Below are 13,266 nucleotides of genomic sequence, written 5' to 3' on the forward strand. Positions count from 1 at the left end.
CGCCTGTCTCAAGAGTGCCTCAGAGGTTGGCCTGGTCGATGGCGGACTGAAGGGACTGCGTGTAGCCGTCCCACGTGTACGTGGCACCGGACACGACGTCGATCTGCGCCGACTGGGCGCTGACGGCCTCCTGGTTGTAGACCGGGACGGCGGCCGAGTTGATCATCTGGTCGTGCCGGTCGTTCCAGGGGACCTGGAGCACCTCGGCGGCCGTGATCTTGCCGCTCGTGACGGTGATCTGGACCTGGACGTTGCCGTAGCGGGTCATGACGGCGTCACCGGCATACGTCTTGGCCGCGGACGAGGTGCTCGTCGAGCCGGACGAGCCCGAGGACGAGCCCGACGAGCTCGAGCCCGACGAAGTCGTGCCCGAGGTGGTCGTGTCGTCGGTGGTCGTGTCGTCGGCCGGCTCCTGACCGGAGGAGTCGGTCGAGGACGCGGACGACGACCCGGACGTGGAGCCGGTGCTGTCGGAGGTCTTGCCGCTCGCCGTCACCGGCCGGGTCTGGGCGGCCACGACGGCGGACGAGCTGCGGGACGTGCTGTAGCTGAAGAGGAGGACGAGCACGGTCAGGGTGCTCATGGCCCAGAGGACGATGCGACGCATTGGGGGGCTCGATTCGGTTCGGTTCGGTTCGCACGTCACGGAGTCGGGCGCGACGGCTGCGAGGTCTCAGTAGGCGAAGCGCTCGTGGTGGACGGCGTCCTGGGGTACGCCTGCCTCGTGGGCGGCGGTGATGACGGTGTCCATCCAGGCGGGGTTGCCGCACACGTAGACGTCGCGCTCGGCGATGTCGGGGACGATCCGGGTCAAGGCCTCGACGTCGCTGAGGTGTCGTGAGTCGACGGGGAGCCAGCTGTCGCGCTCGCGGTTGCGGTGGCCGACGACGGCGACGACGCGGCCGCCCTTGGCGCGGGCGAGGTCGAGCAGCTCGTCGCCGAGGACGATGTCGGACTGGCTTCCGACGCGATAGATGACGACGACACCGTCCGGCGACGCGGGAAGCTCCTCGAGGATGGCGCGCAGCGGCGTGATGCCGATGCCGGCTCCGATGAGCACGGCCTTCTCCCTCGTGCGGACCCCGGCGTGCAGGCGGCCGTACGGACCCTCGACGAGGACCTTGGTGCCCCGGCGGAGGGTCGCGAGGCGTGCGCTCGAGCCACCGACGGCCTCGGCCGTGATCCGGAGCGAGCGACCGTCGGGCGCGGCGGACAGCGAGTACGGGTTGCCTCGGGTCCAGCCCGCGCCGTCGAGGAAGCGCCACTGGAAGAACTGGCCGGCACGGACGGGCAGACGGTCGAGGCGGCGGCCCGTCATGACGACGGAGGTCACGGTCGGGGACTCGGCGACGACCGCGGAGACGACCAGACGGTGGCGGCGCGAGCGGATGAGCGGCAGACCCACCCGGTAGACGAGGACGGCGACCAGTGCAAAGGCGTACAGACCCCACCAGAACACCGTCGCGGTGACGTTCGCGTTGAAGTCCGCCCCCGTCCAGAGCTGGTGCGGCAGCGCGAGGCCGGCCCCGAGGTAGGCGTAGAGGTGCAGCAGGTGCCACGACTCGTAGCGAAGCCTGGCCCGAGCCTTCTTCACGGAGGTGACGACGACCATGACGAGCGCGATCGTGCCGGCGAGGGCGAGCAGCATGCCCGGGGAGTGCAGGACCTGGTCGACGAAGGTGGCGACGACGCCGAGGTCGGTGCCGGCGCTGTAGCCGACGGTGACGAGGGCGATGTGGGCGATCATGAGGTTGAACGAGGTGAAGCCGACGAGCCGGTGCACGCGGGCGAGCTCGTCCTGTCCCCAGGCCTGCTCGACGAGCGGGATGCGCGCCATGAGCAGCACCTGCAGGAGCATCAGCACCGAGGCGACGAGCCCGGCGAGGCGGCCGATGTTGGTGAGGCTCTCACCCAGCGAGCCGAAGGCGGCCAGCCCTCCCCCCGCGACCCAGAGCGCCACGACGAAGAGCGTGACCCCCCAGGCGAAGACGGCGGAGGCGTCGCGCCACCAGCGGGGCGTCGGAGCAAGGGCCTGGCGTCGTGACGCGGCCGGCACCGAGAGGTCGCGGCTCTCGGGGAGGGCGAGAGAGGTCATGTCACACACATTTGTGGCGGACCCTGTGCGTGCGCTGTGTCGACGGGGTGTCAGTCGTATGAGTCGCCGTCCCCGTGGCCCGTGCTCTCGTGGCGCCATCGGGACAGGTCTGTCGCAGCCGGCAGGACGCCGAGCTGCTCGCGCAGCCTGGTCGTGTCGAAGACGCGCGTGACCGCGAGGTGCGAGACGACGTATGCCGTGAGCAGCGGAGGCGTGGACGCCCGGGTCATCCGGGCGGTGGCCTCGAGGGCCAGCGCAGCGGCCCAGGCGACGCCCGCTCCGGGGAGGAGCGGGCGCTCGGGCCATCCGTTGGCCTTGGCGACACCGGCCGCGACCACGGCGAGCGGCAGAGCGTGATCATCGGCGACGTTGAGCACCGCTCTGCCGCAAACGGATTCGCTGGCGGCGACGGCGGCATCTGCGACCAGCCGCACGTCCGTGAGGTGGACGAGCGTGTCAGCGCTGCCGGGGCACAGCAGCCGGCCACGGCGTCGGGCGCGCTCGAGCCGCGGGAGGAGGGTCGGGTCGCCGGGACCGTGGACGGCGTGGGGTCGGAGCACGACGCTGCCCGCGCGCCCGAGGACGAGCCGCTCCTGGTCGGCCTTGGCGCGCGAGTAGGAGGACAGGTGGTGCGTCGTCACCGGCACGTCCTCGGTGAAGACGTGCCCGGAGCCGGCGGGGGGCCGAAGGGGGTAGACGCTGCACGACGAGACGAGCACGACTCTGGCGCGGGGCCACGTCGCGAGGACCGCACGCGTGCCGCCCACGGTGACGGCGTCGTGGACGGCCCGGGGTGCCCACTCGTCGACGTGCGCGGCGGCATGGACGACGACGTCGACAGGCGACGGGTCGGGCAGGACACCGGTCGTGAGGTCCCACGGACGGTGCACGAGCCCGGGGCGCGCCCGAACCGGTCGCCGGGACAGTGCGAGCACCTCGTGGCCACGGTCGAGCAGCCGGTCGACGACAGCGGCGCCCACGAAGCCGCTGGCTCCGGTCACGGCGACCCTCATCGGACCGCACCCGCCCGGTCGTGGGAGACGACGGCCCGCAGCGCATCGAGGTCGACCACGCCGGAGCGGCCCCGCCGCGGCAGCGCGTCGACGAGGACGACGTCGTCGGGACGCCAGGCCTCGTCGGCGAGCGCCGCCCAGGCGCCGTGGACGAGACGGCTCACCCGTGACGCCGTCGACGGGTGGGCTCTGCCGAGGCCGCCGACCGGGACGACGGCGAGGACGACGTGCTCGTCGCCCGAGACCGCGTCGGGCAGCCCGACGAGGGCACAGTCGCGGACGACGTCGCCGAGCCGGTCGAGGAGGAGCGGCTCGACGAGCTCCGGGTAGATGTTGGCCTGTCCGCGGATGATCATGTTCTTGGCCCGACCGGCGAGCAGGAGCGTGCCGTCGGCGGCCAGCTCGCCGAGGTCGCCGGTGCGCACCTCCTGACTCGGCGGCTCCCCCGCGAGACGGTGCCGCGCCTGCGCCGCCCGCACGACGACCTCGCCCACCCCGTCAGTCCCCGGCTCGTCGATGCGCACCGCGACGCCGGGTAGTGGCCGCCCGAGGCTCGTGCGCCCGGAGGGTGACGCCAGCACGTCGGCCCCGGTGGCGACGGCGACCGGCAGCGCTTCGGTGAGTCCGTAGACGGCGCGCACGTCCACGCCCGGGGCCAGCACCTCGAGACGTCGCACCGTGGCCGGCAGCACGGGGGCCCCACCCATGGCGACGTGCCGCACGGTCGGTGGCAGTCCTCGGCTGGCCGCTGCGAGCACCTTGGCCGGGACGGCGTACGCGTGGGTGGCTGACTCGCGTGCCGCCTGCCGCAGCCACGCGTCCGGTGACGCCGTGACCGGCGGCAGCGACCAGACCGCACCGGCCACGAGGGTCGGCAGGCCGATCATCAGCTGGTCGGTGTGCATGGTGTCGTCGGTGTCGAGGCCGAGTGCCGAGACGGCGGCGCCGACCCCCGCCGAGAGCGACGCGAGGGTGTGCACGACCGCACGGGGCGCGGCGGTCGAGCCCGACGTGAAGACGACGAGTGCGTCGCGCACGGGGTCCCCGACGACGGGTGCCGAATGCGCCGGCGGCAGGTGCTCCCACCGGGTGGCGGAGCGCGGCACCCCGGGGAGCCGTGGACCGGTGACGACGTGGACGAGCCCGGCCGTAGACAGGTCGGGCAGCTGCAGGCCCGACGTGGCCGGCAGGCGCGCGAGCAGTGCCGAGAGCGGCCGGTGACCGGCGGCGTGCACGAGGGTGTCCGCGACCGCCGCGTGCACGGGCACGACGCGACGCCGCACGTCGAGCAGCGCCTGCCCCGCGCCGGGGTCGGCCACGACGACGACACCCCCGGCCAGCACGACACCGAGTGCAGCCGCCACGGCGCGCGGCGAGGGCCGGACGGCGAGCAGCACCCCGTCACCCGGCCCGACCCCGTGGGCGGTGAGGTGGGCCGCCACGGCACGGACGTCGCAGCCGAGCTCGCCGTAGGTGACCGACCGGGCCCGGTGGTCCCGGATCGCCACCCGGTGCGGCTCGGTGGCCGCCCGGGCGAGGAGCGCCGTGACGAGGTCGGCCCCGTCGGTCATGCCGCCCGGCCCGCGCTCCTGGCGCCGGTCGCGCCCGCCCCCGAGCCCGCCCTCGCCCTCGCACGGTTGGCGGCCGGGCAGCGGACCGTGAGCTCGGCGTATCTCGGCACGAGAACGCGTCGGGCGGCCCGACGCGACGTCACGACGAGCCCGTGCTCTCCCGCGAGCTCCAGGAGCATGCCGGTCATGGCCTGCAGCTCGGCGAGCGCGAGGGGGGCGCCGAGGCAGAAGTGCGAGCCGGCTCCGAACCACAGGTGGCGCAGGTCGCCCGTGGCGGGTCGTCCCGGCTCGAAGCCCCCGTCGCGCCGCGTCGCCCACCACAGGAGCACGACGACGCGCTCGTCGGCGCGAAGCCGGACCCCGTCGATCTCGGTCGGGCGAACGACCCGTCGCAGGGTCGCGAGGCTCGGCGTCGTCATGCGCAGACCCTCGGCGACCACGTCGTCGAGCCGGCACGCCGTCGCCGCGCGAGGCTCGAGCAGGCCCGCGTCGGCCAGCTGGCCGACGATCCGCGGCAACGCACTGCTGACCGTGCCCGTGCCGGTGAGGAAGAGCGCGGCGGCCAGCGACCGCGCGTCGTCGAGCGCGGCGCCCCGCTCTGCCAGCCGACCCATGACCGTGGCGGACGAGGCGGCGGCATGGGCGGACTCGGCGGCGTCCTGCACCACGGCGAGCGCCGCGCGCGCCCGCTGTGCCGCGGCGTCGTCGAAGGTGCGGGTGCGCCACGTGACCATCGACTCGATGGCGTCGCTCGCCTCCAGGAGCACCGACGGCGGGGTCTCGGGGTCGAGCCCGACGACCGCCCCGATCACGGCGGCGGACACCTCACGGGCGAGCCGGACGACGTCGACCTCCTCCCCCACGCGCAGCCGCGCCGCGGCCCCCGCGACGATGGGACGGGCCGCCGCGTCGCAGACCTCGCGCACGACCCGGGGCGAGAAGAGGTCGGCGAGGGTGTGCCGCAGGCCGCGGTGGTCGTCGCCCTCCATGTTGAGCAGCACCCGGTCGCCGAGCACCGGGGTCCAGAGTGCTCCGGACGACCCCGGGCCGTTCTTGGCGAAGGCGTCGGTGTCGGTGAGCACCCGCCGTGCCGACCGCGGGTCCGCCACGAGCACGCCGACGCCGGGCACGCGTACCACTCCGCGCCGCGACACGGCCACGTCGACGACGCGGGCCACGACGGGGTGTGCCGAGCGGATCAGCCGTGACTCCCAGCGGCTCCCCGGGTCGGTGCGCGCGAGCGCCCTCACGCGACGCCCCGAACGTCGACGACGTCGGGGTGGTGGCCGTGGTCGAGGTACCACCGCAGGGTGTTGCGCAGGCCGTAGGCCCGGAGGCGTCGAACCGACGCGTGCACGACGAGGCCACGGTGGTACTCGATGCGGGAGCTGACCCGGCGCACCCGGTTGACGAGCTCCCGGTCCTCGTGGACCTCCTCGATGGCGGTGCGCGGAAAGCCACCGCTCGCCTCGTAGGCCGCGGCGCTGACACCGATGTTGCACCCGGGGCTCATCCGGTAGGGCCCGTGCAGCTCGGGAGACCGGTTGCTCGGACGGAAGCGGCCGAACGTCTGGCACAGGCCGATGACCCCGGGCAGCACGACCCGTTCCCACGGCTGCAGGCGCACCTCGTCGGTGCGCGCCCGCATCGGCCCGGTCACGAGGTCGGCGCCGCCGGCGAAGGCACGCCGACCGACGGCGGTCCACTCGCGGACCGGCACCGTGTCGGCGTCGGTGCGCAGCACGTGCGTCGCTCCGTGCGCGATGGCGTGGCGCACACCCGTGTCGGAGGCCGCGCCCGTGCCCTTGCGCGGCTCGGTGACGATCGAGACGCCGAGATCGTATGCCGCACAGACCCTTTCGACCTCGTCCGCGGTCCCGTCCGTGCTGGCGTTGTCGACGACGACGAGCGTGAAGTCGCGGTCACGCTGCGCTGCGATCGCGGCGATGGTCCGCCCGATGCCCTCCTGCTCGTTGAAGGCCGGGACGACGACCCAGAGGCGGACTCCCCCGGCACCCAGGGGCGCGGGAGCGTTCACCACCGCACCGCCATCGTGCCCACGCTGATGCCTCCGGCCAGGCCCACGAGCAGGACGGGCTCACCCGGGCGGGCCAGGTCGAGCCGCTCGATCTGCTGCCACTGGAGGGGCAGGGTGGCGGAGGCGCAGTTGCCGTGGTCGGGCAGCGTCTCGACGACGAGGTCGCGACGCAGGCCGAGGCGTGCGGCGAAGACGTCGAGGTAGGGCATCGCGACCTGGTGGACGGCGACGGCCGCGAAGTCCTCGACCCCGAGACCGTCGGCCTTGAGGGCTCGGTGGATCTCCTCCACGTCGACGCTGTCGAAGGCCTGACGCAGGCGCGCGCCGTCCATGACGAAGTAGCCCTTGTCGACGTCGCGGGGATGGCGGGTGCCGCCGGCGGGGAGCTGGCCCACGGACCAGTGCCGCGACTCCGCGGTGAACCAGCGGTGCAGGATCTCCCCGCGCGCGCCGGGAGAGGCTCGCTCGACGAGCGCTGCGGCCCCCGCGTCACTCATGGTGTAGCCGGGCACCGACTCGACGAACTGCCGGGCGTCGCGCACGCGCCAGCGCGCCGCGCGCGACGGCATCTCACCGGTGACGACGAGCACGCGTTCGTACTGCCCCGTGGCGATGAGGGCCTCAGCGACCTGGACGCCGTTGAGCCAGGAGTTGCACGCGTTCTTGACGTCCATGACGGGGCACCGGGCACCGAGCAGGTCGGCCACGATGTGCGCGGTGGCGGGCTCGACGAGGTCCTGCGACGCCGAGGCGAAGACGAGGAGGTCGACGTCGGCGACCTCGAGGCCCAGCAAGGCCAGTGACGTGCGCGCCGCCTCTGCGGCCAGGTCGGACGCCTGCGTGTCGGGACCGGCGTGGTGGATGCGCCGCACTCCCGTGAGACGTCCAAGGACCCCGGGCTCAGGCACGAAGCCGTCGCTCGCGCCGACGACGCGGGCCTCGACCTCCTCGATGGTGAGGACGTGCTCGGCGACGTGCGCGCTGACCCCGACGATCCGGCTGGACGGGCGACTGGACATGCGAACGCGGCCCTCCCTGACTCGGCGTCGTGGCCCCCTCCGGAGCCGTGCGGGCAGTTTACGGTGAGCGGATACCACCCGCGCTGAGCCGACGTACTCAGGCCCGTGGCGTCCGCTCCGACCGCGAGCCGGCTCGTCGGGTGCTCATCCCCACCTACCGACGCTTCGTCGTGGCCCGTGCCTGAGACCCGACCCGACGGGTCCGACTCGACCGGTCCGACCCGTCAGGGCCACCAGCCGAGCAGGCTCCCGCCTATTTTGACGATGAAGGCGCTGACGACGAGGACGAAGACGACGCGCACGAAGCCGCTCCCCTTCGCCACGGCCGTGCGCGCCCCGACGTAGCCGCCGAGCAGGTTGGCCCCGGCGATGACGACCCCGACCTTGAAGATGACGAGACCCATCGGCAGGAAGACGGTCAGCGCACCGAGGTTCGTCGCGAAGTTCGCGATCTTGGCCTTGGCGCTCGCCTCGAGGAAGTTGTAGCCGAGCAGGCCCACGAGGGCGAAGACGAGGAAGCTGCCGGTGCCCGGGCCCAGCGCGCCGTCGTAGACCCCGATGCTGAAGCCGGTCAGCATCGCGAGCACGGTGTGCTTGGCGCCGTGGAAGCGGCGGATCGACTCCGAGCCGAGGTCCGGCTTGAAGAGCGTGTACGCACCGACGAGGACGAGGAGCACGAGGATGATCGGGTTGAAGGCCGACTTGGGGATGTGCAGCCCGATGAGCGCCCCGCCGATCGACCCGACGTAGGCGACGGCCGCCATCGGCAGCGCCGTGCGCAGGTCGGGGCGCACGCGACGGTAGAAGGTGACCGAGCTCGTCGCCGTGCCGAAGATCGAGCCGAACTTGTTCGTCGCGAGCAGCTGCGCCGGCGACGCGCCGGGGAGGCCGATGAGCAGCGCCGGCAGCTGCACGAGGCCGCCGCCACCGACGACGGCGTCGATCCAGCCCGCGACGAACGCCGCGGCCGCGAGGAACGCGAGGGTCGTGAGGGTCGGGTCGCTCACGCGTCCGCACCGTCGGCGCGGGCGTTCCAGGACTCGACGATCGTCAGCACGTCGGTGATCTCGTGAGCCACGGCGTCGGGCGTCGCGTCGTGCGAGACCTGCTGATCGAGCGGGATGCTCGAGTGCGGCACCCAGATGGCGCGCATGCCGACCTGCTGCGGACCGTGCACGTCCTCGTAGGACCGGTCGCCGACGTAGGCGCACTCAGCGGGCTCGACACCGGCCGCACGGGCGGCGTGGGCGAAGATCTCGGGCTGCGGCTTCACCCACGGGGTCTCGCTGGAGTAGACGTCGACGTCGACGAGGTCAAGGACGCCGTCCCGCTCGAAGATCGACCGGTGGTAGTCGCGGTCCCACAGCGTGTTGGACAGCACACCGACACGAATCCCCTTCTCGCGCAGGCTTTCCCACAGCGGGCGGATCTCCGGCGCCGTGATCGTGTGCGGCTCCCACAAGGTGCGGTATGCCGTGAGCGCCTCCTCGGCGCCCGGGTGGCCGTCCGTGACGCCGACCGACTCGAGCAGCTCGTGCAGGCGTGCGCTGCCGCCGCCGCTGCGCCCACGGCGCCACGCGGCGTCCTCGGCCGCGCAGATGGCCGCGACGAACGCGGCGTGCGCGTCGCCCGTGTGACCGAGCCCGGCGGCATACGCCCCCCACGTCGCGTGGAAGTCCACCTCGTGCCAGGGCGTGATGGTGCCGCCCCAGTCGAAGAGGACGGCCCGCACGGGCGGGACGGCCGCCGTCACGAGCGCTCGACCTCCGCGGTGACCTCGGCGGTCAGGGCGGCCACGGCGTCGTCGACGGCGACCTCCCGGCGCTCGCCCGTGCGACGGTCCTTGATCTCGACCGTCCCGTCGGCGAGGCCGCGGCCGATGACGAGGATCGTCGGGATGCCGACGAGCTCGGAGTCCTTGAACTTCACGCCGGGGCTGACGCCCTTGCGGTCGTCGACGAGGACGGTGAGGCCCTGGATCTCGAGCTCGCGGGCGATCTCCTCGGCCTTGACGAAGAGGGCCTCGTCCTTGCCGGCCACGACGACGTGGACGTCGGCGGGTGCGAGCTCGCGCGGCCAGATGATCCCCGACTCGTCGTGGTTGCCCTCGACGACGCACGCCACGGCGCGCGAGACACCGACCCCGTAGGAGCCCATGACGACCGTGACGAGCTTGCCGTTCTGGTCGAGCACCTTGAGATCGAGCGCCTCGGCGTACTTCGTGCCGAGCTGGAAGACGTGGCCCATCTCGATGCCGCGGGCCGTCGAGAGCGTGTGGTCGCAGTTCGGGCAGGCGTCACCGGCGCGGACCTCGGCGGCCTCGATGGTGCCGTCAGCCGCGAAGTCGCGACCGGCGACGAGGTCGATGACGTGCTGGCCGGCGACGTTGGCGCCGGTGACCCAGCGGCTGCCCTCTGCGATCCGGGGGTCGAGGAGGTAGCGGATGCCGGTCGTGCCCTCGAGCCCGAGCGCACCCGGGCCGATGTAGCCCTTGACGAGCGCCGGGTTGGCCGCGAAGTCGGCCTCGGTGAAGGCCTCCACCTCCGCCGGCTCGACCTGCGCGCCAAGGCGCTTCTCGTCGACCTCGCGGTCACCGGGGACGCCGATGGCGAGCGGCTCGCGGGTGCCGTCGGGCTGGACGAGCGTCACGACGACGTTCTTCAACGTGTCGCCAGCGGCCCACGGGCGGTCCTCGCGCGGGAAGCGCTCGTTGAGGTGTGCGACGAGCGTGTCGATGGTCGGGGTGTCAGGCGTGTCCTCGGCGTGCGCGGTGGGCACGCCGTCCCAGCCGACGGGGTCGGGGGTGGGCACACGCACGGCCTCGACGTTGGCGGCATACCCGCAGCTCGTGCACCGCACGTAGGTGTCCTCGCCGACCTCGGCCGTCGCGAGGAACTCCTCGCTCTTGCTGCCGCCCATGGCGCCCGCCATCGCCTCGACGATGACGTAGTGGAAGCCGAGGCGGTCGAAGATGCGGACGTAGGCCTCGCGGTGCAGCTGGTAGCTCTTCTCGAGGCCGGCGGCGTCGACGTCGAAGGAGTAGCTGTCCTTCATGACGAACTCGCGGCCGCGCAGCACGCCGGCACGGGGTCGCGCCTCGTCGCGGTACTTCGTCTGGATCTGGTAGATCGAGAGCGGCAGGTCCTTGTAGGAGCTGTAGAGGTCCTTGACCGTGAGGGTGAACATCTCCTCATGGGTCGGGCCGAGGAGGTGGTCGGCGCCCTTGCGGTCCTGGAGGCGGAAGATGTTGTCGCCGTACTCGGTCCAGCGACCGGTGGCCTCGAAGGGCTCCTTGGGCAGCAGCGCCGGGAAGAGCAGCTCCTGGGCGCCGATGGCGTCCATCTCCTCGCGGACGATCTTCTCGACGTTGCGCAGGACGCGCAGGCCGAGGGGCAGCCACGTGTAGACACCGGGGCTGACCCGCCGCACGTAGCCGGCGCGGACGAGCAGCCGGTGGCTCGGGACCTCTGCGTCCGCCGGGTCCTCGCGAAGGGTTCGCAGGAACAGGGACGACATGTGCAGGGCCACCGGGACTCCTCGAGTGGTGCAGGGTGCACGGCGCGGCGTGACTCGTGCGCGCGGGTGCGGAACCCCGGCAGGATATCGGCCGCCCGGGATGCCCCGTTGGCCCGTGTCCTGTCCACTTCCCGTCCTGACCGGACAGGAACCGGTCACGGGCTTGACCGGCGAGTAGCCCCGCGTGTTCAGTGAGCCTGCCGGATCGGCAGGTGCGGTCGAACTCGTCCAGACATCGTGACGTCCTTGTGACAACACGACGGGGTGTTCGGCCACGCACGGGTGAACGGTGAGCAACAATCGGGGAGGGCGTTCGCGCCTCACGAAACACCACAAAGGAGTGCTGACGACCAGATGAGCGACCCCTCCATCCCGGCTCCTGGATCCTCGGGTGCGGACAGCACCGGCGCCGCGGCCCCCGCCGCGAACCCGCCCGGCAGCGTCATCCTCGAGATGCGGGACATCACCAAGGAGTTCCCCGGCGTCAAGGCGCTCTCGAACGTCTCCATGGCCGTGCGCCGCGGAGAGGTCCACGCGATCTGCGGGGAGAACGGCGCCGGCAAGTCCACCCTCATGAAGGTGCTCTCAGGGGTGCACCCCGCGGGCACCTACGACGGCGAGATCCACTTCGAGGGTCAGCTGTGCGAGTTCAACAACATCCGCGACAGCGAGCACGCCGGCATCGTCATCATCCACCAGGAGCTCGCGCTCATCCCGGAGATGTCGATCGCCGAGAACATCTTCCTCGGCAACGAGACGGCCAGGAGCGGCGTCATCAACTGGCTCTCGACCCGCGTCAAGGCGCGCGAGCTGCTCGCCCGCGTCGGCCTCGACGAGGAGCCCGACACCAAGATCCGTGACATCGGCGTCGGCAAGCAACAGCTCGTCGAGATCGCCAAGGCGCTCTCCAAGGACGTCAAGCTGCTCATCCTCGACGAGCCGACCGCCGCGCTGAACGAGGGCGACTCCCAGCACCTGCTCGACCTCATCGCGGGGCTGCGCTCCAAGGGCGTCACCTGCATCATGATCAGCCACAAGCTCAACGAGATCGAGCAGATCGCCGACTCCATCACCATCATCCGCGACGGCAAGTCGATCGAGACCCTCCGCGTGAAGGAGGACGGCGTCGACGAGAACCGCATCATCCGCGGCATGGTCGGCCGTGACCTCGAGTCGCGCTTCCCCGACCACACCCCCGACATCGGCGAGGTCTTCTTCGAGGTGCGCAACTGGACGGTGCGCCACCCCAGCGTGGCCGACCGGCTCGTGGCCAAGCACAGCGACTTCTTCGTCCGCCGCGGCGAGATCGTCGGCTTCGCCGGCCTCATGGGCGCCGGGCGCACCGAGCTCATGCGCAGCCTCTTCGGCCGCTCCTACGGCACCTACGTCGAGGGCACCATCCTCAAGGACGGCAAGGAGGTGCGACTGCGGTCCGTCTCCGACGCCATCGACGCCGGCCTCGCCTACGTCACCGAGGACCGCAAGACGTTGGGTCTCAACCTCCTCGACGACATCAAGCGCACCACGGTCTCGGCGCGGCTCTCGCGCATCACCCACGGCTTCGTCGTCGACGAGCGCGAGGAGTACAACTTCGCCGAGTCCTATCGGAAGTCCCTGCGCACCAAGGCTCCCAACGTCGACGAGGGGGTCTCGAAGCTCTCCGGCGGCAACCAGCAGAAGGTCGTCCTCGCGAAGTGGCTCTTCACCGAGCCGGACCTGCTCATCCTCGACGAGCCCACGCGCGGCATCGACGTCGGCGCCAAGTTCGAGATCTACGGGATCATCCAGAGGATGGCCTCGGAGGGCAAGGGCGTCATCCTCGTCTCGTCCGAGCTCCCCGAGCTGATCGGCCTGTCCGACCGCATCTACACGATCGCCGAGGGCGCGGTCACCGGCGTGCTGTCCCGTGAGGAGGCCGACCAGGAGTCCCTGATGCGCCTCATGACCCGGCGCACCCACGGCGGCTCCGAGGCGACCACGCGCGAGAGCGCGTGACCGGCGCCGAGACGCCGGA

General features: G+C 72.2%; 11 protein-coding genes. 1 reads left to right on the top strand and 10 read right to left on the bottom strand.

The window, feature by feature from the left end; translation table 11 throughout:
* Positions 1-19 precede the first annotated feature (19 nt).
* From AB4Y83_RS12760 to AB4Y83_RS12805, 10 genes are all read right to left on the bottom strand, one after another.
* Complete coding sequence (locus AB4Y83_RS12760; protein ID WP_442297100.1) at positions 20-607, bottom strand: FMN-binding protein; 588 nt, start codon at positions 605-607, stop codon at positions 20-22.
* A gap of 66 nt (positions 608-673) precedes the next feature.
* Positions 674-2,095, bottom strand: coding sequence for a ferredoxin reductase family protein (locus tag AB4Y83_RS12765; protein ID WP_442297101.1), 1,422 nt, complete (start codon positions 2,093-2,095; stop codon positions 674-676).
* A 50-nt stretch (positions 2,096-2,145) separates the two neighbouring features.
* The gene (locus AB4Y83_RS12770; protein ID WP_442297102.1) at positions 2,146-3,108 is read right to left on the bottom strand and encodes an NAD-dependent epimerase/dehydratase family protein; all 963 of its coding nucleotides are present in this window, start codon (positions 3,106-3,108) and stop codon (positions 2,146-2,148) included.
* Positions 3,105-4,679: a class I adenylate-forming enzyme family protein gene (locus AB4Y83_RS12775; RefSeq protein ID WP_442297103.1), complete on the bottom strand. Its 1,575-nt coding sequence runs from the start codon at positions 4,677-4,679 to the stop codon at positions 3,105-3,107. Before AB4Y83_RS12775 ends, AB4Y83_RS12770 begins: the two co-directional genes overlap by 4 nt.
* Positions 4,676-5,929 carry a cytochrome P450 gene (locus tag AB4Y83_RS12780; RefSeq protein WP_442297104.1) on the bottom strand — a complete coding sequence of 418 codons (1,254 nt, stop codon included), beginning with the start codon at positions 5,927-5,929 and terminating at the stop codon, positions 4,676-4,678. The genes AB4Y83_RS12775 and AB4Y83_RS12780 overlap by 4 nt, the downstream gene beginning before the upstream one ends.
* A complete protein-coding gene (locus AB4Y83_RS12785) occupies positions 5,926-6,717 on the bottom strand; it encodes a glycosyltransferase family 2 protein (protein ID WP_442297105.1) in 792 nt (263 codons plus the stop codon). The genes AB4Y83_RS12780 and AB4Y83_RS12785 overlap by 4 nt, the downstream gene beginning before the upstream one ends.
* Complete coding sequence (locus AB4Y83_RS12790) at positions 6,714-7,736, bottom strand: 3-oxoacyl-ACP synthase III family protein (protein WP_442297106.1); 1,023 nt, start codon at positions 7,734-7,736, stop codon at positions 6,714-6,716. The genes AB4Y83_RS12785 and AB4Y83_RS12790 overlap by 4 nt, the downstream gene beginning before the upstream one ends.
* Before the next feature lie 224 nt (positions 7,737-7,960).
* A complete protein-coding gene (locus tag AB4Y83_RS12795) occupies positions 7,961-8,743 on the bottom strand; it encodes a TSUP family transporter (RefSeq protein WP_442274792.1) in 783 nt (260 codons plus the stop codon).
* A complete protein-coding gene (locus tag AB4Y83_RS12800; RefSeq protein WP_442297107.1) occupies positions 8,740-9,489 on the bottom strand; it encodes an HAD family hydrolase in 750 nt (249 codons plus the stop codon). The genes AB4Y83_RS12795 and AB4Y83_RS12800 overlap by 4 nt, the downstream gene beginning before the upstream one ends.
* A complete protein-coding gene (locus AB4Y83_RS12805) occupies positions 9,486-11,264 on the bottom strand; it encodes a proline--tRNA ligase (RefSeq protein ID WP_442297108.1) in 1,779 nt (592 codons plus the stop codon). Before AB4Y83_RS12805 ends, AB4Y83_RS12800 begins: the two co-directional genes overlap by 4 nt.
* A 441-nt stretch (positions 11,265-11,705) precedes the next feature.
* Between AB4Y83_RS12805 and mmsA the strand changes: the two genes are divergently transcribed.
* Entirely contained in the window at positions 11,706-13,247 is a 1,542-nt protein-coding gene (gene mmsA / locus AB4Y83_RS12810; protein ID WP_442274880.1) for a multiple monosaccharide ABC transporter ATP-binding protein, read from the top strand.
* The last annotated feature ends 19 nt before the right edge of the window (positions 13,248-13,266 follow it).

This window comes from Terrabacter sp. RAF57 (assembly GCF_052113925.1).
Classification (GTDB): Bacteria; Actinomycetota; Actinomycetes; order Actinomycetales; family Dermatophilaceae; genus Terrabacter.